Source organism: Sphingomonas sp. 7/4-4 (assembly GCF_027941955.1).
In the GTDB taxonomy this organism is placed as follows: Bacteria; Pseudomonadota; Alphaproteobacteria; order Sphingomonadales; family Sphingomonadaceae; genus Sphingomonas.
In genome coordinates this window covers 534,582-553,325 of record NZ_CP115960.1, presented here as the reverse complement: position 1 = coordinate 553,325, position 18,744 = coordinate 534,582, and the positions used below count along the sequence as shown (strand labels likewise).

At 66.1% G+C, this 18,744-nt stretch carries 20 protein-coding genes and 3 pseudogenes; 8 read left to right on the top strand and 15 right to left on the bottom strand.

What is annotated here, in order from left to right; translation table 11 throughout:
* Positions 1-156 precede the first annotated feature (156 nt).
* From PIB19_RS02920 to PIB19_RS22745, 3 genes are all read right to left on the bottom strand, one after another.
* On the bottom strand, positions 157-2,391 hold the full coding sequence (locus PIB19_RS02920) for a S9 family peptidase (protein WP_443018685.1): 2,235 nt from the start codon (positions 2,389-2,391) through the stop codon (positions 157-159).
* Between the two features lie 81 nt (positions 2,392-2,472).
* Complete coding sequence (locus PIB19_RS22750; RefSeq protein ID WP_336297247.1) at positions 2,473-2,643, bottom strand: hypothetical protein; 171 nt, start codon at positions 2,641-2,643, stop codon at positions 2,473-2,475.
* 11 nt (positions 2,644-2,654) lie between these two features.
* The gene (locus PIB19_RS22745) at positions 2,655-2,945 is read right to left on the bottom strand and encodes a MerR family transcriptional regulator (protein ID WP_336297246.1); all 291 of its coding nucleotides are present in this window, start codon (positions 2,943-2,945) and stop codon (positions 2,655-2,657) included.
* Between the two features lie 86 nt (positions 2,946-3,031).
* Between PIB19_RS22745 and PIB19_RS02910 the strand changes: the two genes are divergently transcribed.
* Positions 3,032-3,409: a VOC family protein gene (locus PIB19_RS02910; protein WP_271239604.1), complete on the top strand. Its 378-nt coding sequence runs from the start codon at positions 3,032-3,034 to the stop codon at positions 3,407-3,409.
* Between the two features lie 63 nt (positions 3,410-3,472).
* On the opposite strand, the gene rplS is transcribed toward PIB19_RS02910, so the two are convergent.
* Genes rplS through PIB19_RS02895 form a run of 3 tightly spaced genes read right to left on the bottom strand, consistent with a single transcriptional unit; the run spans position 3,473 to position 5,043 of the window.
* Positions 3,473-3,865 (bottom strand): 50S ribosomal protein L19, encoded by a 393-nt coding sequence (gene rplS, locus PIB19_RS02905; protein ID WP_056619667.1) that lies wholly within the window; start codon positions 3,863-3,865, stop codon positions 3,473-3,475.
* Positions 3,862-4,599, bottom strand: coding sequence for a tRNA (guanosine(37)-N1)-methyltransferase TrmD (trmD, locus tag PIB19_RS02900; protein WP_271239603.1), 738 nt, complete (start codon positions 4,597-4,599; stop codon positions 3,862-3,864). The genes rplS and trmD overlap by 4 nt, the downstream gene beginning before the upstream one ends.
* 39 nt (positions 4,600-4,638) lie before the next feature.
* Positions 4,639-5,043, bottom strand: a complete 405-nt coding sequence (locus tag PIB19_RS02895) for an SRPBCC family protein (RefSeq protein ID WP_271239602.1) — start codon at positions 5,041-5,043, stop codon at positions 4,639-4,641.
* A gap of 114 nt (positions 5,044-5,157) precedes the next feature.
* Between PIB19_RS02895 and PIB19_RS02890 the strand changes: the two genes are divergently transcribed.
* Entirely contained in the window at positions 5,158-5,760 is a 603-nt protein-coding gene (locus PIB19_RS02890; protein ID WP_271239601.1) for a bifunctional transcriptional activator/DNA repair enzyme AdaA, read from the top strand.
* A 6-nt stretch (positions 5,761-5,766) separates the two neighbouring features.
* Positions 5,767-6,659: pseudogene (locus PIB19_RS02885) on the top strand (NAD(P)/FAD-dependent oxidoreductase); the annotation flags it as partial.
* 11 nt (positions 6,660-6,670) lie between these two features.
* Here PIB19_RS02885 and PIB19_RS02880 read toward each other — a convergent pair.
* From PIB19_RS02880 to ffh, 7 genes and pseudogenes are all read right to left on the bottom strand, one after another.
* On the bottom strand, positions 6,671-7,501 hold the full coding sequence (locus PIB19_RS02880) for a TIGR04222 domain-containing membrane protein (protein WP_271239600.1): 831 nt from the start codon (positions 7,499-7,501) through the stop codon (positions 6,671-6,673).
* A gap of 5 nt (positions 7,502-7,506) precedes the next feature.
* The gene (locus PIB19_RS02875) at positions 7,507-8,082 is read right to left on the bottom strand and encodes a glycine-rich domain-containing protein (protein ID WP_271239599.1); all 576 of its coding nucleotides are present in this window, start codon (positions 8,080-8,082) and stop codon (positions 7,507-7,509) included.
* A gap of 49 nt (positions 8,083-8,131) precedes the next feature.
* Positions 8,132-8,854 (bottom strand): metallophosphoesterase family protein, encoded by a 723-nt coding sequence (locus PIB19_RS02870; protein ID WP_271239598.1) that lies wholly within the window; start codon positions 8,852-8,854, stop codon positions 8,132-8,134.
* Entirely contained in the window at positions 8,851-9,327 is a 477-nt protein-coding gene (rimM, locus tag PIB19_RS02865; RefSeq protein ID WP_271239597.1) for a ribosome maturation factor RimM, read from the bottom strand. The genes PIB19_RS02870 and rimM overlap by 4 nt, the downstream gene beginning before the upstream one ends.
* A 30-nt stretch (positions 9,328-9,357) precedes the next feature.
* Positions 9,358-9,507, bottom strand: a complete 150-nt coding sequence (locus PIB19_RS02860) for a hypothetical protein (protein WP_156404979.1) — start codon at positions 9,505-9,507, stop codon at positions 9,358-9,360.
* A 237-nt stretch (positions 9,508-9,744) separates the two neighbouring features.
* Positions 9,745-10,218 (bottom strand): annotated as a pseudogene (gene rpsP, locus PIB19_RS02855) (30S ribosomal protein S16); the annotation flags it as partial.
* Positions 10,219-10,248: 30 nt separating this feature from the next.
* Positions 10,249-11,735, bottom strand: a pseudogene (gene ffh, locus PIB19_RS02850) (signal recognition particle protein).
* A gap of 293 nt (positions 11,736-12,028) precedes the next feature.
* On the opposite strand from ffh, the gene PIB19_RS02845 reads away from it, so the two are divergent.
* Positions 12,029-13,627 carry a putative bifunctional diguanylate cyclase/phosphodiesterase gene (locus PIB19_RS02845; RefSeq protein ID WP_271239596.1) on the top strand — a complete coding sequence of 533 codons (1,599 nt, stop codon included), beginning with the start codon at positions 12,029-12,031 and terminating at the stop codon, positions 13,625-13,627.
* An 85-nt stretch (positions 13,628-13,712) separates the two neighbouring features.
* On the opposite strand, the gene PIB19_RS02840 is transcribed toward PIB19_RS02845, so the two are convergent.
* The gene (locus tag PIB19_RS02840; RefSeq protein WP_271239595.1) at positions 13,713-14,291 is read right to left on the bottom strand and encodes a DUF924 family protein; all 579 of its coding nucleotides are present in this window, start codon (positions 14,289-14,291) and stop codon (positions 13,713-13,715) included.
* On the opposite strand from PIB19_RS02840, the gene mtaB reads away from it, so the two are divergent.
* From mtaB to PIB19_RS02825, 3 genes are all read left to right on the top strand, one after another.
* Positions 14,291-15,514, top strand: a complete 1,224-nt coding sequence (mtaB, locus tag PIB19_RS02835) for a tRNA (N(6)-L-threonylcarbamoyladenosine(37)-C(2))-methylthiotransferase MtaB (protein ID WP_271239594.1) — start codon at positions 14,291-14,293, stop codon at positions 15,512-15,514. The two genes, PIB19_RS02840 and mtaB, sit on opposite strands and share 1 nt — an antisense overlap.
* Before the next feature lie 58 nt (positions 15,515-15,572).
* Positions 15,573-16,463 (top strand): signal recognition particle-docking protein FtsY, encoded by an 891-nt coding sequence (gene ftsY / locus PIB19_RS02830; protein WP_271239593.1) that lies wholly within the window; start codon positions 15,573-15,575, stop codon positions 16,461-16,463.
* 90 nt (positions 16,464-16,553) lie between these two features.
* Complete coding sequence (locus tag PIB19_RS02825; RefSeq protein WP_271239592.1) at positions 16,554-17,177, top strand: inner membrane-spanning protein YciB; 624 nt, start codon at positions 16,554-16,556, stop codon at positions 17,175-17,177.
* Positions 17,178-17,331: 154 nt separating this feature from the next.
* On the opposite strand, the gene PIB19_RS02820 is transcribed toward PIB19_RS02825, so the two are convergent.
* Entirely contained in the window at positions 17,332-17,952 is a 621-nt protein-coding gene (locus PIB19_RS02820) for a superoxide dismutase (protein ID WP_271239591.1), read from the bottom strand.
* A gap of 181 nt (positions 17,953-18,133) precedes the next feature.
* Between PIB19_RS02820 and PIB19_RS02815 the strand changes: the two genes are divergently transcribed.
* Positions 18,134-18,697, top strand: coding sequence for a urate hydroxylase PuuD (locus PIB19_RS02815; protein WP_271239590.1), 564 nt, complete (start codon positions 18,134-18,136; stop codon positions 18,695-18,697).
* The last annotated feature ends 47 nt before the right edge of the window (positions 18,698-18,744 follow it).

The following is an 18,744-nucleotide window of genomic DNA, read 5'->3' as shown; positions in this document are numbered from 1 at the left end:
GGCAAAATCTATAATTTTCGGAAAGCGAAACTAATCCTCCCCCGCCAGGGGAGGTGGCGCCGAAGGCGACGGAGGGGAGGAACCACCGAACGCCGTGAGTCCTCCCCTCCGTCAGGCTGCGCCTGCCACCTCCCCTTGGCGGGGGAGGATTGCCGATTACTTCTTCGCCTCGCTCGTATGCCGATCGAGGAAGTTGAGGATCGTGCCCCACAGATGCTCGCTGATCCCCGGCCCGCCGACGCGGTGGGTCTGGCCGGGATAGAGCATCATCTCGAACGGCACCTTCTGCTTCTGGAGCGTCGATGCCATCGCCATGGTGTTGTCGAGTACGACATTGTCGTCGGACATGCCGTGCAGGATCAGCAGCGGATCGGCGATCTTCTCTGCGTTTCCGATCGCATCGGACGCCGCATAGGCCGCCGGCACCTTGGTCGGATCGCCCATGTACCGCTCGGTGTAGAAGGTGTCGTACAGTTCCCATTTGGTCACCGGCGCCCCGGCCACGCCCGCGGCGAACACGCCCGGCGCGCCTTCGAGCATCTTGAGCGTCATATAGCCGCCATACGACCAGCCATAGGTCACGATCTTGTCCGGATCGACATAGCCCAGCGTCTTCAGATAGTTCGCCCCCGCAACCTGGTCCTCGACCTCGACCGAGCCCATGGCGTGGAAGATCGCGTCCTCGAATGCCTTGCCGCGATTGGCCGATCCGCGATTGTCGATCTGGAACCAGATATAGCCGCGATCGACCAGATATTGCTGGAGCGCCCCGCCCCACGCCTTGCTCACGGTCTGCGAATGCGGCCCGCCATAATGCTGGAAGAACACCGGGTAGCGCTTGCCGGGCTCGAGCACCGGGGTGATCATCTCCCAGTTGAGCGTGCTGCCGTCGGGACCCTTGATCGTCCCGAAGCGCCGCTCGCGATGGCTGGCGAGATAGGCGTTATAGGGATGCGCGGCACTGCTGACGGCATTCTCCTCCACCCAGGCGATCCGCTTGCCCGCCGCGTCGGCGAGATAGACCTGCGAAGGCTGATTGGTGTTCGAGCGCGTGATGATCGCCCGCGTCGCCACCGCGTCCATCACTGCCTTGTTCCACCAACCCGCCTCGGTCAGCCGCGTCACCACGCCGGGCTTCTTGAGGTCGACCGAATACAAATGCCGTTCGAGCACGCCGTCCTTGTTGCCGAGGAAGAAGATGCGGCCCTTCGCTTCGTCCACGCCGGCCAGCTCGGAAGCGACTTCCCAGTCGCCTTTGGTCAGCTGGGTCCATTTGCCCGCCTTCCAGCGATAGAGATGGCCGTGGCCGTCGCGCTCGGACCACCAGATCAGGCTGCCGTCGCCGAGCGCATGAAATGCGTCGGAAAGGTTCACCCAGCTCTTCGGCCCCGATTTCTCGCTGAACAGCACAATCGACTTGCCCGTCGCCGGATCGACCTTGAGCATGTCGAGCACGCTCTGGTCGCGATTCATCCGCTGGACGTAGAGCGCGCTGGCGTCGGGCGCCCAGTCGACGCGGGTCAGATAGATGTCGGTCTCCTTGCCGAGATCGACCTTGATTTTGTTCGCTCCCGCCGGGTCCATCACGTAGAGGTCGACGAGCACGTTGAGCGTGCCCGCCTTGGGATAGCGCTGCTGGAAAGTGCTGGTGCCTGAAGCCCCGATCGCAGTGCGCGTCACCACGCCCACCGGCGCCTCGTCGAAGCGTTCGACGGCGATATAGCGGTCGCCCGGCGACCACCAATAGCCGGTGAAGCGGTTCATTTCCTCCTGTGCGACGAACTCCGCCTCGCCCCAATGGACGGTGCCGGTGCCATCCTCGGTGATCTTGGCGAGCGCGCCGCCCGCCAGCTTGCCAACCACGAGGTTCTGGTCGTTCACATAGCTGACATAGCCGCCCGCGGGGCTGATCACCGGATTGAGCTTCGAGCCTTTTTCCTGGGTCAGTCGAGTGATCTTGCCGTCCAACGTCGCGAGATAGAGTTCGCCGTCCAGCGGCACCAGGATCGCCTTGCCGTCCGGCGCCCAGTCATAGCCGACAATGCCGGTCTTGCCGACGATGCTGCGGTCGCGCTCGCGCTGCATCTTCTCGGCTTCGGAAAGCTCGGCGCCGGTGCCGACCTTCTTCGAATCCACCAGCATCCGCCACTGGCGGGTGGCGGTGTCCATCGCCCAGAGATCGTAGCGCTCCTTCTCGTCGGCGCGATTGCGCAGCAGCGTGAGATATTTGCCGTCAGGCGAAAGCTTGGGCTGGAGCGGCGCGCCGCCGGTGAGATCGGGGCTGGCGAAGACGCGTTCGAGCGTGAGGTCCTTGCCCTGCGCGGCGGCTTCACTGGTCATCATTGGTGCTCCCAGCGCGACAAAAGCCAATCCCAGCAACCATTCACGCATTCCCGACTCTCCGGAGTTCGCGCACCGCGAACGCGGGCGAACCCACCTTATTGCGGGGCCTGCTCGCCGGGTAAAGTCCTGCTAGTCCTGCAGATTGAGCGCCACCTTGCGCGAGACGAGGATGAAGCGCGGCCCCGCGCCGTTCGCTGCGGCGCGATCGCCGGGATTGTAGAGCGCGCATTTCCGAAGGCTCAGGCAGCCGCAGCCGATGCAGCCGTCGAGATCGTCGAGCGTGCGCTGGAGCTGTGCCACGCGGGTCTCGATCACTTGCCGGAAGCCGTGGCTGATCCGCTTCCAGTCGGCGGCGCTCGGCGCCCTTCCTCTGGCAGCTTCGCCAGCTCGGTCGCGATCTGCGGCAGCGTGAACCCCAATTGCTGGGCGATCAGCGCGAACGAGATGCGGCGGATGTCGGCACGCAGGAAGCGCCGCTGGTTGCCGCTCGTGCGGATCGGATGCACCAGCCCCTTGCCCTCGTAGAAACGCACCGCCGACACCGACAGCCCCGTGCGTGCCGCCAGCTCGCCAATCGTCAGAAGCTCGTTTCCGCGCCCCATGCCACTCTCCGATTTTGTGCTTGACCTCAACTTAGGTTGAGGTTGTAGCTGCTTGCGGCATGGCCTCCAACCGGGAAAGGGACCCCATGCCGCAGCCTTATATCGAACACGTCAATCTGACCGTCAGCGATCCCGAGCGCATGGCGGACCTGCTCCATCGCCTGTTCGACTGGCATGTCCGCTGGGAGGGTGCCGCGCGCGACAATGGCCGCGTCATCCATGTCGGCGACGAGCGCACCTATCTCGCGGTCTATACCCCGCTCGGCGGCCCGCAGGCCGGTGATTTCGAAAAGGGCCGGCCGCTCAACCATGTCGGCATTCTCGTCGACGATCTCGACGATATCGAGCGCCGCGTGATCGACGCCGGGCTCGTGCCTTTCGCCCACGCCGATTACGACCCCGGCCGCCGCTTCTATTTCCTCGATTACGACGGCACCGAGTTCGAGATCGTCAGCTACGGGTGATACCACGAAAAAGGGCGCGGTAGCCTTCGCCACCGCGCCCTCTTCATTGCCCTGCTCGAAAGCTTATTCGGCTGCGGCGACCTCGTCGGTCGGGCGCACGTCGCGGCGCTCGGCGATACGCGCCGACTTGCCGGTGCGGCCACGCAGATAATAGAGCTTGGCGCGACGGACGATGCCCTTGCGGACGACTTCGATCGTGTCGATGTTCGGCGAATAAAGCGGGAAGACGCGCTCGACACCCTCACCGAACGAAATCTTGCGGACCGTGAAGCTCGAGCCCATGCCGCGATTGGCACGGGCGATGCACACGCCCTCATAGTTCTGCACGCGGGTGCGCTCGCCTTCGACGACCTTCACGCCGACGCGGAGGGTGTCGCCCGGGCGGAATTCCGGAATCTTCTTGGTTTCGTTGAACTTGGCGATCTGCTCGGCTTCGAGCGTCTGGATGACGTTCATGACTTGTCGTTCCTGTTTCGTCGCTGCGCGCCAGAGGGAGGATGGACCCGAGCGCCCTCATGGCGCTCCCAAAGGTCCGGCCTCCTTAGCCGTGTATCGGTCTCGGCCTGAGCGCGTCGCCAGGCCTCGATCCTCGCATGATCCCCCGATCGCAGCACTTCGGGGATCGTGCGCCCTTCCCATGTAGCAGGTCGGGTATATTGCGGATATTCGAGCAGCCCCGTTTCGAAGCTCTCGTCCATGCCGCTGGAAGGCGCGCCCATTACTCCGGGAAGCAGCCGAATGCAAGCGTCGAGCAAGGTCAGCGCCGCCATCTCGCCGCCCGAGAGGATATAGTCGCCGATCGAGACCTGTTCGATCTCCCGCGCCTCGAACAGCCGCTCGTCTATCCCTTCGAAGCGCCCGCACAGGATCGTCACGCCCTCGCCCTCCGCGAGCCCCCGCACGCGCTCCTGCGTGAGCGGCGCACCGCGCGGCGTCATCGCCAGCACCGGGCGCCCGGGCGCGACGCTGTCGAGTGCGCTTGCCAGCACATCCGCGCGCATCACCATCCCCGCCCCGCCGCCGGCCGGCGTATCGTCGACCGAGCGGTGCTTGTCGGTCGCAAAGTCGCGGATCTGCACCGCATCGAGGCTCCACAGCCCCTCGCGCAGCGCCCGCCCGGCCAGGGAAATACCGAGCGGGCCGGGGAACATCTCGGGATAGAGCGTCAGGACGGTGGCGGCGAACGGCATGCGATCCCATGGCCCGCACCGCTCCGGCTTGGCAAGTGCTCAGGCCTCCGCGCCCTCGAGATGCGCCTTCATGATCGCCAGTCCCTGCGCCATCATCGGCGAGACCGTCGCGGCAAGCGCATCGGGCAGCAGATCGGCCGTCCAGCCTACCCGGGCGCCGCCCTCCGCCTCCATCACCGTCAGCACGCCGTTATGATGCTCGAACTGCTTGACGGTCCAGACCAGGCGGCGGCGCCCGTCGTCGACCGACACGATCGCTTCGTCGACGACATGGCCGTTGGCGAACGTGACGCGGCGTACCGGCGCGCCCTCGCCGTCCAGCATCTCGGTAGCAGTGACGAAGCCGGGTACCAGCAAATCGTGCAGCCGATCGACCGCGCGCACGGCGCGCCATATCGCCTCGGGCGCCGCGGCGATGAAGATGTCGTGATGAATCGATGCCATGGAGCCTCTCTTTGTCGGCGTCTGCACACCGGATAGCGCCACTCGCGCTTGGCCGCTGGCAGGATCTCGGACGCGGTCACCCGGCACAGGAGGACAGGCACCCCGCAAAGGCCTATGATCGGCCCGATGACGCCGCTCGACGCCCCGGATGCGGAACTCGACTTCGCCCACTGCGAACGCGTGCGCTATGCCCGCGATCCGGCGTTCGACGGGGTGATCTTCATCGGCGTCAAATCGACCGGCATCTATTGCCGTCCGATCTGTCCGGTGCGGCAGCCCTTGTCGCGCAACGTCTCCTATTTCCCCAGCGCCGCCGCAGCCGAAGCGGCTGGACTCCGTCCCTGCCTGCGCTGCCGGCCCGAGGCGGCCCCGCATTCGCCGGCCTGGAAGGGCACGCGCGCCACCGTCGACCGGGCGCTGCGGCTGATCGAGCAGGGCGCGCTCGACGATGCCCGGGTGGAGGCGCTCGCCGCCCGGCTCGGCATCGGCGCGCGGCACCTGTCGCGGCTGTTCCAACACTATCTCGGCACCACGCCCTTGGCGGCGGCGCGCACCGCGCGGATCCAGCGCGCCAAGCGCCTGCTCGACACGACCGATCTCGGCATGACCGAGATCGCGCTGGCGGCGGGGTTCGGCAGCGTGCGATCGTTCAACGCTGCCTTCCGCCAGACCTATCGTCGCCCGCCGAGTGCGCTGAAACGGCGCGGCGTGCGTTAGGGCGCAATGGACGATTGCATCATCATCGGCGCGGGGCCCGCGGGGCTGACCGCCGCCATCTATCTCGCCCGCTTCCACCTCAGGATCCGGCTGTTCGACTGCGGCACCAGCCGCGCGGCGCTGATCCCCTGCACGCGCAACCATGCCGGCTATCCGGAGGGATTTCAGGCAAGGATTTGCTCGCGCGCATGGCCGAGCAGGCCGAGAAATACGGCGCCGTGCGCGAACGCGCCGAAGTCACCGCCTTGCGCGCCGCCGAGACCGGCTTCATCGCGCGCGTCGATGAGCGCGACTATCCGGCACGCGCGATCCTGCTCGCCACCGGCGTGGTCAATCACCGCCCCGAGATGGACGACGCGCTCCACGCTGAAGCGCTCCAGCGCGGACTGCTCCGCTATTGTCCGATCTGCGACGGCTATGAAGTCACCGACAGGCGCGTCGGCGTCATCGGCACCGGCGAGAGGGGCGCGAACGAGGCTCTCTTCCTGCGCGGCTACACCGCCGATGTGACGCTGGTCGCGCCGCAAGCGGAGCACGAACTGCCGGACGAACGCATGGCCGAACTCGACGAAGCCGGTATCGCCCGGATCGATGGCCCCTGCGGCAACTATGCGATCGAAGGCGACCAGCTCACCTTCGATACCGCGCAGGGCCGTCTCGCCTTCGACAGCGTCTATCCCGCTCTGGGCTCGCGTATCCGTTCAGGCCTTGCGATCCAGGCCGGTGCGCGGGCGGCCGAGGACGGGTGCCTCGAAGTCGACGATCACCAGCGCACCTCGGTACCCGGCCTGTTCGCTGCCGGCGACGTCGCCAAGGGGCTCGACCAGATCAGCCACGCGATGGGCGAGGCCGGGGTCGCTGCCACGACGATCCGCAACATGCTCGCCGAGCAGCGCCCCTGCGGCGCTGATCAGCCGCCGCCGCAGCCGCCGCAACCGCCCCCGCCGCAGCCTCCGCCGCCACCACCGCCGCCGTCGCCACCGCCGCCGCCCGAGCCGCTATCGCCGCTGTTCGCCCGCATCCGGTGAAAGTCGCCCCAGGTCGAGCCGACCAGCACCGTCGTGCCGAACAGCGCCACCGCGAGCCCTGTCTCGCCTTCCGCCGGGGCGCGGCGCAGCCGTTCCGATCGCTCGCGCGCCTCGTCGACCACTTCCTGCCCCGCACGGGTCCGCCGGTCGAGCACGGCGAAGCGGAGCATCGCCAGCACGCCCGTGATCACCAGCAGCGCGATGAGGAAGCCGACCGGCTTGCCGCGAGCCTCGCCGATCTGGAGCTTGATCCAGCCGAAGGCGAACAGCAGGAAATACGGCGAAGTCTGCCAGAAACGCAGCTGGAGCCCGGTCCAGCCGTCCATCAGCAGCCCGTCCGCGACCAGCCGCTCGCGGATCGGATCGGCGTGGCGTCCGATAGCGCCGGCGACCGCGTCCCAATTGGCCGGCTGGGGCAGCGCGAGCACGCTGCGTTCGGCGGCCGTGGTGCCGCCGAGCCCGCCGGCGAGGAATTTTTGTCCATCCATCACCAGCTGTTTGGTCGCGAGCAGCCGGGTGGTCACTGCCTCGGCGAGCCGCGAAGTGCCGCCGGCGAGGAAAGCGAGATGATCCATGTCGGGATTGCGCGGCGCCCTGCCCTCGGGCCTGAGCCAGCGCGGAATGGCGATCCCCACGATGATGGTGAAGATCAACAGCACGCCGTAGAGCAGAAGAAACGGCCCGCCGGTGAGATCGAAGGGTCCGAGTGGCATAAAGTCTAGCTCCTCAGCAAGAGAACCCCCAGAGCGAACACGGCCAGCATTGCCGCAAGCAGCAATGCCGTCCGGATCGTCTTTCGGGGCACGATGATCGCGTCGCGCGGGTGCACGCGGCGCGCTTTGTGGTCCTCGTTCAGCCGCCGCGCCGCGTCGGGCCACAGATCCGCGGGCGGGGAGCCGAAAACGCGCTCGTAACTGCGCAGCGTCTCGGCATATTGCGTGAAATAGCGGTGCTGCTCGTCCGCACCGCCGGCGGTCGGGCCGTGATGGAGCGGCCGCCCCAGCACCGGGCAGAAGCGCTCCCAATAATCGCGGCTATAAGTGAGGTGCAGGTGCCACGCCTGATCGACCTGATCCGAGGGCGTCACCGGATGGTCGACCGTGGCCGCGAGGAAGCAGAAGCGCTTATACTCCTCGATCACGCGCTCCGCCTCGGCGCGGCTCCAGCCATTCTCGCGCGCCAGCCGTTCGGCAAAGCTCAGCGCCCCGTCTTCGGGACCGATGGTGTAATAAGAGAGCGCAGACCAGATGGGGTGGCCCGGAGCTTCAGCGGTAAGACCAGGGGCCTTTCGCATCTGAATATCCATTAGCATAATGGGTATTCAGAGGCAAGCGAAACTCCGCTCACGGCTTCCCCGTAGCCAGCGCCCGTGCCCAGTCGTCCCGCCCCTCGCGCCCCGCCTTCTCGGCGGCAGCGGCGTGGTCATATTCCACCGCGTGGAACGTGATTTCGGTCGCTTCGACGATCGCATAGCGCGCCCGCGCATCCTCGCCTTCGACGACATAGGGATGCGGGTGATCGTCATGATATCCCTGCAGGCCGACGCTGCCCGGATTGGCGATGCGCCGCCCATCCGCCAGCCGCGAAAGCCCGGCGATATGCGAATGGCCGCAGAGCGTCAGCGGTTCCGCCCGGTCGCCCAGCCGGTTCGCGACTTCGGTCTCCGTGGCGCGCCGCAGCCGGTCCTGCTCTACGGTTTCGAGGAAATGCTCCAGGTCGCTGCCGGGCGTTCCGTGGCACAGGAACAGCGCCTCCAACGCCAGCGTCGCCGGCAGCGCGTCCAGCCAGCGAAGTTGCGCTTCCGACAGAAGCGACCAGGTGAACGCATCGGAATCGTTCATCCGGGCGGGCGGGATATGGAGCAATTGCCGCTCGTGATTGCCCGCGATCGTCGGCCATTCGCGCGCGATGAGATAATCCGCGGTCTCGGATGGCCAGAGCGGCCCCGACAGGATGTCGCCGAGGTTCACAAACCGCGTGCAGCCCCGCGCCTCCGCGTCGGCGACAACCGCTTCGAGCGCGGGCAAATTACCGTGGATATCGGAGAGAACCGCGATGCGGTTCATTCGGCGAAACCGCTATGGACCACCAGCCGTTCGGCATCCCATTCGGGCACCGCTTCGGGCTGCATCGGCACCATGAAGCGCTTACCGTCGGGTCGCTCGATCTCGAGCACGTCGCCCGCGCCGTAATTGTCGATCGCGACGACCTTGCCCAGCGCGTCCCCGGCATCGGAGACCGCGGGAAGCCCGAGCAGATCGACGTGATAATATTCGCCGTCCTCAAGCGGCGGCAGCGCCGAGCGAGGGACGGTCAATTGGGTGCCGCGCAGTGCCTCGGCGGCGTTGCGGTCGGCCACTTCGGCGAAGCGCGCGATCGCGCCGTTCGAGCCGGCGCGCAGGCTCTTGAGCGTCAGCGCGCCGTTGTTGAAGCTCTTATAGCTGACGAGATCCTCGGCGAAGACCTTCAGGCGGACTTCGCCGGCAATGCCATGCGCGCCGATGACGGCGGCGAGCGTGACGGGGCGGTCGGCGCTCATGCCGCCCTCCCCGTGTGCGCGTTGCGGGCATCACCCCTCAGGGGAGCCCGGCTGCTGCGGCGGCGCATCGTCGCCGCCTTCCGCGGGCGCATCGGTGGATGCGCCCGCGGGGTTGGTCTGGTTGCTTCCCGGGTTCTCACGATCCTCGGTGTCCGGACCGGTATCGGGTTTGCTGGCCATCCTGCGCTCCTCTGGACATGGTTCGCCCGGACAAACGCATGATGGCCCGCAAGTGCCTCAGCCTTCCGACTTTTCTTCGGCGGCTTCGGCCGGAGCCTCGGCAGCTGCCTCTTCGGTCGGAGCCTCCTCGGCGGTCGCTTCGGCGGCCGGAGCCTCTTCGGCGACAGGCGCGGCTTCTTCGGTCACTTCGGCAGCAGGAGCCTCGGCAACGGCTTCCTCAGCGGCCGGAGCAGCTTCCTCGGTCACTTCAGCAGCGGGAGCCTCCTCGACAACGGCTTCCTCGGCGGCCGGAGCAGCTTCCTCAGCGGCGGGCTCTTCAGCGACCGGCTCGGGAGCCGGCGCTGCGGCTGCCTCGGCAGCGGCCTCTTCGGCGGCCTTGGCCTTCTCGGCACGCTCTTCAGCGCGCTCGACGGCCTTCTCGCCCGGCTTGCCCTTGTTCGGGTTGTTCTTCGCGGCGCGCTCCTTGACGCCGATGACGTCGAGGAAGCGGGCGACGCGGTCGGTCGGCTGCGCGCCGACGCTCAGCCAATGCTTCGCGCGGTCACCGTCGAGCTTGATGCGCTCGGGCGAATCCTTGGCGAGCAGCGGGTTGTAGGTGCCGATCTTCTCGATGAACTTGCCGTCGCGCGGGCTGCGCGCATCGGCGATCACGATCCGGTAATACGGACGCTTCTTCGAACCGCCGCGCGAGAGACGCATAGAGAGTGCCATTACTATTCCTTCTTACAATCTTGAGTTAAATTACTTCTTTTTCAGGAAATTCTCGAAACCGGGCGGCAGGTTGGCGCCGCCGGGGAGCCCGGGAAGGCCGCCGCCCATCTTGCCCATCATCTCGCCCATTTCGGGCCCGCCGAGCGCGTTGCCGACGCCAGCCATCCCGCCGCCGGGACCGCCCTTGCCGAGCATCCCCAGCATGCCCTTGAGACCGCCCATCTTCTTCAGTCGCTTCATTGCCGTCTGCATCTCCTGATGCATCTTCATGAGCTTGTTGACGTCCTGGACGGTCGTCCCGCTGCCCTTGGCGACGCGGATCTTGCGCTTGGCGTTGAGCAGTTCCGGCTTGGCGCGCTCCTTGGGGTCATCGATCCGATCATCGCGTCCATGCGGAGCAGGATCTTCTCGTCGACGGCGCCCGACGCCATCGCCGCCTGCGCCTTCTTCATGCCGGGGATCATCCCGGCGAGCGCGCCCAGCCCGCCCATCCGGCGCATCTGCTGGAGCTGGCTGCGCAGGTCGTTCATGTCGAACTGGCCCTTGGCGAGCCGGCTCGCCATCCGCTCGGCATCTTCCTGCTGGATCGACTCGGCGGCGCGCTCGACCAGCGAGACGACGTCGCCCATGCCGAGGATGCGGCCGGCGACGCGCTTGGGATGGAACGGCTCGATCGCGTCGAGCTTCTCGCCCATGCCGGCGAACTTGATCGGCTTGCCGGTCACCGCGCGCATCGACAGCGCCGCGCCGCCGCGGGCATCGCCGTCCATGCGGGTCAGGATCACGCCGGTCAGCGGCACCTGCGCCGAGAAGCTGGAAGCGACGTTGACGGCGTCCTGGCCGGTCAGGCTGTCGACGACGAGCAGGATTTCGGCCGGCTTGGCGATGTCCGCCACGGCCTTCATCTCGTCCATCAGCGCCTGATCGACGTGGAGGCGGCCCGCGGTATCGAGCATCAGCACGTCGAAGCCCTGCAGCTTCGCCGAGGAGAGCGCGCGCTTCGCGATCTCGACCGGGGTCTGGCCCGCGACGATCGGAAGCGTCGAAACTTCGGTCTGCGTGCCGAGCACCGCGAGCTGCTCCTGCGCGGCCGGGCGATTGACGTCGAGCGACGCCATCATCACCTTCTTGCCCTGGGTCTTGCTCAGCAGCTTCGCCAGCTTGGCGGTCGTCGTGGTCTTGCCCGAGCCCTGCAGGCCGACGAGCATGATCACCGCCGGCGGCGTGACGCCGAGCTCGAGCTCGGAGGTGTCGCTGCCGAGCATGTCGATCAGCGCGTCGTGGACGATCTTGACGACCTGCTGGCCCGGAGTGACCGAACGCAGCACCTGGTGGCCGATCGCCTGCTCGGTCACCTTCTCGACGAAGTCGCGCGCCACTGGAAGCGCGACATCGGCCTCCAGCAGCGCGATCCGCACTTCGCGCATCGCGGTGCGGACATCGCCTTCGTTGAGCGCGCCACGCCCGCGCAGGCGCTCGAAGACGCCGCCCAGCCGTTCGCTCAGACTATCGAACATGAGACCAAAACCACTCCAGATCCACAACCGGACCCGCTAAACGCAAAACACGCCGGCGGACGAAACCTCGTCGGCCGGCGTCACCCTCGGGGCGCACAATGTTCGCGTTCCACGGGAACGGTCGGAGGCGCACATAGCGGCAGATGATGCGAAGCGCAACCTCGCACCTCGCGCCACGGTAAGGTTTCGGAAAGCTCCGTGTTTAACCCGATCTACACCCTCAACAGCGAAAACACGCGTTATCGTTTAGGGGGCGTGCGTCGGCCATGTCGCGAGATTTCGAGGAAGACATGATGCAAGACCGCGCTCCGCCCACCAGCGTGGTCACGGGCGCAATCAGCGTCACCGCGATCCTGCTGTTCGTGGGCATCGGCAGCGCAGTGCTGTCCCAGTCGCTGCAGCATTATTTCCAGGGCGCCGAGCCGCCGGCGCAGCCGCTGGTGATTGCACTTCTGCTCAACGTCGCGCTGATCCTGTTCGGCTGGCGCCGCCATTCCGCGCTCCACCGGGAGCTCCAGATCCGCGCCGCAGCGGAAGAGCGCGCCCAGCAGCTCGCCAGCCGCGATCCGCTGACGGGCTTCCTCAATCGCCGCAGCCTCGCCGAGGAAGGCGCCGCGATGTTCGTTCGTGCCCAGCGCCGCCGCAAGGCGATGGCGCTGGTGATGCTCGACCTCGATCATTTCAAAACGATCAACGACATGCACGGCCATGCCGTGGGCGACGCGCTGCTCCGCACCGTCGCCGGCGAGATCGCGCATTTCATGCCGCCGATCGCACTCACCGCGCGGCTGGGCGGCGACGAATTCGCCTGCGGCTTCCTGTTCGACGGCGACGATCCCTCGACAGTCGAGCGCATCGCCGAGAAACTGATCAGCCGTATGGCCCAGCCATTCGAGGCAGAGGGTTTGCGCCTCCACATCAGCTGTTCGCTCGGCATCGCCCGCTCGGACTTCGACTGCACCGGCATCGACGCGTTGATGCGCGCCGCGGACATCGCGATGTACCAGGCCAAGAAGGCCGGCCGGAACCGTTTCGCCTGGTTCGATCAGTCGATGGAGCGCGAGCTGCAGACTCGCAACGATCTCGAATCGGGCCTGCGCCTCGCGATCCCGCGGCAGGAAATCGTCCCCTATTTCGAGCAGCAGATCGATCTTTCGACCGGGCACCTGTACGGCTTCGAAGTGCTCGCGCGCTGGGAGCATCCGACGCGCGGCACGATCAGCCCCGAATTGTTCATTCCGATCGCCGAGGAAACCGGCATGATCGGCGAGCTCTCGCTGTCGATCATGCGGCAGGCGTTCCTCGCGGCACGCGACTGGGACCCCTCGCTCAGCGTCTCGGTCAACATCTCGCCCTGGCAGCTGCGCGACGCCTGGCTGGCGCAAAAGGTGATCAAGGTGCTCACCGAGACCGGCTTCCCCGCCAATCGTCTCGAGGTCGAGATCACCGAGAGCGCATTGTTCGACAATCTCGCGCTGGCCCAGTCGATCGTCGGCAGCCTCAAGAATCAAGGCGTGCAGCTCGCGCTCGACGATTTCGGCACCGGCTATTCGTCGCTCGCCCATCTGCGCGCATTGCCCTTCGATCGCATCAAGATCGACAAGAGCTTCATCATGTCCCTGAACCAGAGCGCGGATTCGGCGGCGATCGTCAATGCGATCATCAGCCTCGGCGACAGCCTGAACCTGCCGATCACCGCCGAGGGTGTCGAGGATGCGGCCATCGAGGAACGACTCCGCGCGCTCGGCTGCGCCAAGGCGCAGGGCTGGCACTACGGCAAGCCGCTCTCGACCGCGGGCGTCCGCCGCCTGCTCGCCGAACGCCGCCTGCTCCGCCATTCGAGCCCGGTCGAAGCGCCGGTGGCAGTCACGGACCAACGCCTCGTCGGTTAACCGTCATCCCGGCGAAGGCCGGAATCTCAGGCGGCAAGCGAACGGGACATGGCACGAGGCCCGACCTTCGCCGGGATGACGGGAGTCACCAACCAGCCCCCGGCTTGGCCAGATACGCCTTCTCCTCCGCCGTCGACTCACGCCCCAGCGCCGCGTTGCGGCTCGGAAACCGTCCGTAGCGCGCGATCACTTCGGCGTGCTGCCGCGCATATTCCAGCGCTTCCTCCTGCCCCAGCGCCCCGTAGCAGCTGAGGCTCACTGCCTGCAGTTCGCGGCTCTCGGCATGTTCGAACGGGAGATAGAGGAACTGGCGCTGCTCCGGCGTCATATCGCGGTCCCAGCCGCGCTCGACCGCGAGGCTCGCCAGTTCCTGCGCGAGCGGATCGGCGGCGAACGCCTGGGGCGTGCCGCGATGCACATTGCGGCTGAACTGGTCGAGCAGGATCACCGCCGCGAGCAACGTCCGCGGGTCGTCGCGCCAGCCGGCGGCACTGCTCTCCAGCACCTCTCGGCGCAGGCTTTCGAAGCGCGTGCCAATCTCCCGATCGAGCTCGTCGGACTTCGCGAACCATTGCTCGGGCATCAGCCCCTCGAACCAGAAGCCGAGCACTTCCTCGGCCATCACGTGGACTTCCGACGCCGTCGACCCTAGATCGCTCGCCAATGCCGATCTCCTCTCCTCAGATCATCAATATGGGTTGCCGCCTCAACCTTGCCGAGGGCGAGTCGATCCGTGCGCTGCTGGCGGGGCGTGACACGATCGTGGTGAACAGCTGTGCGGTAACCAACGAAGCGGTCAAGCAGACCCGTCAAGCGATCCGCCGCGCCCGTCGCGAAAAGCCGGATGCCGAACTCGTCGTCACCGGCTGCGCAGCGCAGATCGATCCCGCCGGCTTCGCGGCGATGCCCGAAGTGAATCGCGTCATCGGCAATGCCGAGAAACTCTCGCCAGAAGCCTGGCAGGCTCACGAGGCCGTTCTCGTCCAAAACATCATGGCCGTCCGCGAGACTGCGCCGCATCTCGCCGCGAGCTTCTCCACCCACGCCCGGGCGTTTGTTGAGGTGCAGAATGGGTGTCAACATCGGTGTACATTTTGCGTGATACCCTTTGGCCGCGGCAACAGCCGTTCGGTGCCCGCGGGTGCCGTGATCGACCGCATCGCCGCGCTCGCCGAAAACCACGCCGAGATCGTGCTCACCGGCGTCGATCTCACCAGCTACGGCCCCGACCTCCCCGGCGCGCCCAGCCTCGGCCAATTGGTCGAGCGCATCCTGACGCATGTACCCCAACTCCACCGGCTGCGTCTTTCCTCGCTCGACGGTATCGAGATCGACGACCGCCTGTTCGCCTTGCTCACGCAGGAGCCGCGCCTCCAGCCGCACGTCCACCTCTCGCTCCAGGCCGGCGACGACATGATCCTCAAGCGGATGAAGCGCCGCCACAATCGCGCCGAGAGCATCGCATTGGTCGAACGCCTCAAGACCGCTCGCCCCGAAATCGCCGTCGGCGCCGACCTGATCGCCGGCTTCCCGACCGAAACCGAAGCGATGTTCGCCAATACCCTCGCATTGCTCGAAGACTGCGACGTGGTTCACCCCCACATCTTCCCCTACAGCCCCCGTGCCGGCACCCCCGCCGCGCGCATGCCGCAAGTCGCACCCGAGATCGTCAAGGCCCGCGCCGCCCGTCTTCGCGAAGCCGCCGCAACGCGCCGTTCGCGCTGGCTGCAAAGCCTGATAGGCAGCGCGCAGCAAGTGCTGGTAGAGCGCCCCGGCGATCGCGGCCATGCCGGCAATTTCGCCGAAGTCCGCATGCCGCATTCCGAAGTTGGAGACATCGTGACCGTTACCATCAAGGCCGTGCAGGACGGAAAGCTGATCGCATGAGCACCACTCCTCGTGGCACGATCGGCTGCTCGGCGGCTTCAAGAAAACCTCGGACAAGTTGCTCGGCAACCTCGCCGGCCTCTCCGGCGCGCGGCTCGACGAAGCGACGCTCGACGATATCGAGGAGGCGCTGATCGCCTCCGACCTCGGCCCCGCCACCGCCGCGCGCGTCCGCGCGCGCCTCGCCGAGGGCCAATATGAGCGCAACATGGAAGAGCTGGGCATCCGCCTCGTCGTCGCCGAGGAGATCGAGAAGGCGCTCGCACCCGTCGCGAAGCATCTCGAGATCGAGGCCTTCCCGCGCCCGCAGGTGATCCTCGTCATCGGCGTCAACGGCAGTGGCAAGACCACCACCATCGCCAAGCTCGCCAATCTGCTGATCGAGCAGGATTACGGCGTGATGCTCGCCGCGGGAGACACGTTCCGCGCTGCCGCGATCGGCCAGCTCAAGACCTGGGCCGAGCGGATCGGCGTGCCGATCGTCACCGGCCCCGAGGGCGGCGATGCCGCCGGCATCGTCTTCGAAGCCGTCAAGCAGGCGACTGCGACCGGCATCGACGTGCTGATCGTCGACACCGCCGGCCGCCTCCAGAACAAGCGCGAACTGATGGACGAGCTGGCCAAGATCCGCCGCGTGCTCGGCCGGCTCAACCCGGCATCGCCCCACGATGTCGTCCTCGTGCTCGACGCCACCACCGGCCAGAACGCGCTCAGCCAGATCGAAGTGTTCAAGGAAGTCGCCGGCGTCACCGGCCTCGTCATGACCAAATTGGACGGAACCGCGCGAGGGGGCGTCCTGGTGGCCGCCGCCGAGAAATACGGCCTCCCCATCCATGCGATCGGAGTGGGCGAAAAGGTCGACGACCTGCGCCCGTTCGACGCCAACGAAGTGGCGCGCATCATCGCGGGGGTAGAGGAACTCACCTCTCCCCGTTCGCCCCGGACCTGATCCGGGGTTGTCGAAGGCCCGCTTTACCCCTTTATTCCCGGCGAGCAGAAGGACGGCCCTTCGACAAGCTCAGGGCGAACGGAAGCAAACATGAACCAGTCCAACCCCCGTCCCGCCCCTTCGCCGGGCCTGCGCATGCTGATCGATTTCGGTCCGCTGGCGGTGTTCTTCCTCGTCAACGCCTATGCACCCGGTCTTCAAATCCAGCGGGTCATCGCCGCGACCGGCGCGTTCATGGCCGCGATGGTGGCCGCGATGCTATTGTCGTGGTGGAAGGCGAAGCACATCTCGCCGATGCTGTGGATCACCGCCGCCCTGGTGCTGCCCTTCGGCGCGCTCACCATCTATTTCCACAACGAAGCCTTCATCCAGATGAAGCCGACGATCGTCTACACGATGTTCGCGGTGATCCTGGGCTACGGCCTGATCACCAGGAAGCCCCTGCTCCAGATGCTGCTGGAGACCGCCTATCCGGGATTGTCGGCCAGGGGCTGGCGGCTGCTGACGATCAACTGGACCGGCTTCTTCCTCGCGATGGCGGTGCTCAACGAAGTCATGCGCCAGGTGCTGACCTGGGACCAATGGGTCAGCTTCAAGACCTGGGCGGTCATCCCGATGACCCTGGTCTTCGCGATGCTCAACATCCCCATGCTGCTCAAGCACGGCCTTCAGCTCGAGAAGCCCGAGGATGCGCCGCTCCCGCCGGAGGGGTGAGAAGAACTCCTTCTCCCCTTGTGGGAGAAGGAAGGGGCCCGCTCGCGAAGCGAGTGGGAAGGATGAGGGGACGTCTATCAAGACTCACTCCCCTCACCCTTCCGCCGATTTCATCGGCTCCCTCCCTCTCCCACAAGGGGAGAGGGAAAGAAGATCAGCCCTGATCGGCGCGGCTGACGCCTGCCCCGTCGAGGTTCTGCGCGACGAATTCCCAGTTGATCAGGTTCGCGGAAACCGCGTCGAGATAGGCCGGGCGCGCATTGCGGTAATCGACGTAATAAGCGTGTTCCCACACGTCGATGGTCAGCAGCGGCAACATGCCGTCATACACCACGGGCGTGTCGGCATCGTGCAGCGACGTCACCTTGAGCTTGCCGCCGTCGAGCACCAGCCAGCCCCAGCCGCTGGCGAAATGGTTGGTCGATTCGGTCACGAGCTGCTTCACCAGCGCGTCGGCCGAACCGAAGCCGTCGTTGATCAGATCGGCGAGCTTGCCGGTCGGCGCCTGCTTCTCCGGGCTCAGGCACTGCCAGAAGAAGCTGTGGTTCCACACCTGGGCGGAGTTGTTGAACAGGCCCTTGTCGCCGGTTTCCTTGGCCTTCTGGATGACCTCGGACAGCTTCAGGCCCTCGAGGCCCTTTTCGGTCACGAAGCCGTTGGTCTTGTCGACATAGGCCTTGTGATGCTTGCCGTGGTGGAATTCGAGCGTCTCCGCCGACATGTGCGGGGCGAGCGCACCCTTGTCATAGGGCAGCGCGGGAAGTTCGAAAGCCATGGGGATACTCCGTGTTCGGTTCACCCGCCCAACGAACCGCGGCGGGAAGCGGTCCCCCTAGCCCCGAAAATCCCATCCTGTCCCGCAAATTTCATTGCGTGTGACAAACGAAAATTCCGATCATAAGCTGGCGTGCGCGGCGCCGGGGGCAATCGGCGCCGCAAATCGAGGGAGCAGCCACATGGACAAGTTTTTCGGCAATCTGCACGCGGTGCTCGCGGTCAGCCTCGTGCTGGCGATCGGGCTGATGTTCGCGCCCTATTTCAATCCGCCGCTGGGCTTGTGGAACGGCGTGTTCCAGTGGCTCCATGTCTTTTTCGGGATCACCTGGATCGGGCTGCTTTATTATTTCAACTTCGTCCAGATCCCGACCATGCCCAAAATCCCGGCCGAGCTGAAACCCGGCATATCGAAATTCATCGCACCCAAGGCCCTGTTCTTCTTCCGCTGGGCGGCGTTGCTGACGGTGGTCACCGGACTGATCCTCGCCTGGCTCTACAATGAGCTCGAGGACGCATTGCTGCTGCGCGAGAACGCCCGGCTGATCGGCATCGGCATGTGGCTGGCGCTGGTGATGGCGGCCAATGTCTGGTTCATCATCTGGCCCAACCAGAAAAAGGCGCTCGGACTGGTCGAGGCCGACGACGCCACCAAGGCGAAAGCCGCCAAGGCCGCGATGATCGCCTCACGTCTCAACGTGCTGCTCTCGCTGCCGATGCTGCTGGCGATGACGAATTATCATTGAGGGCCCACAAAACCCCTCCTCCCTGTCAGGGAGGGGTTAGGCTGTAC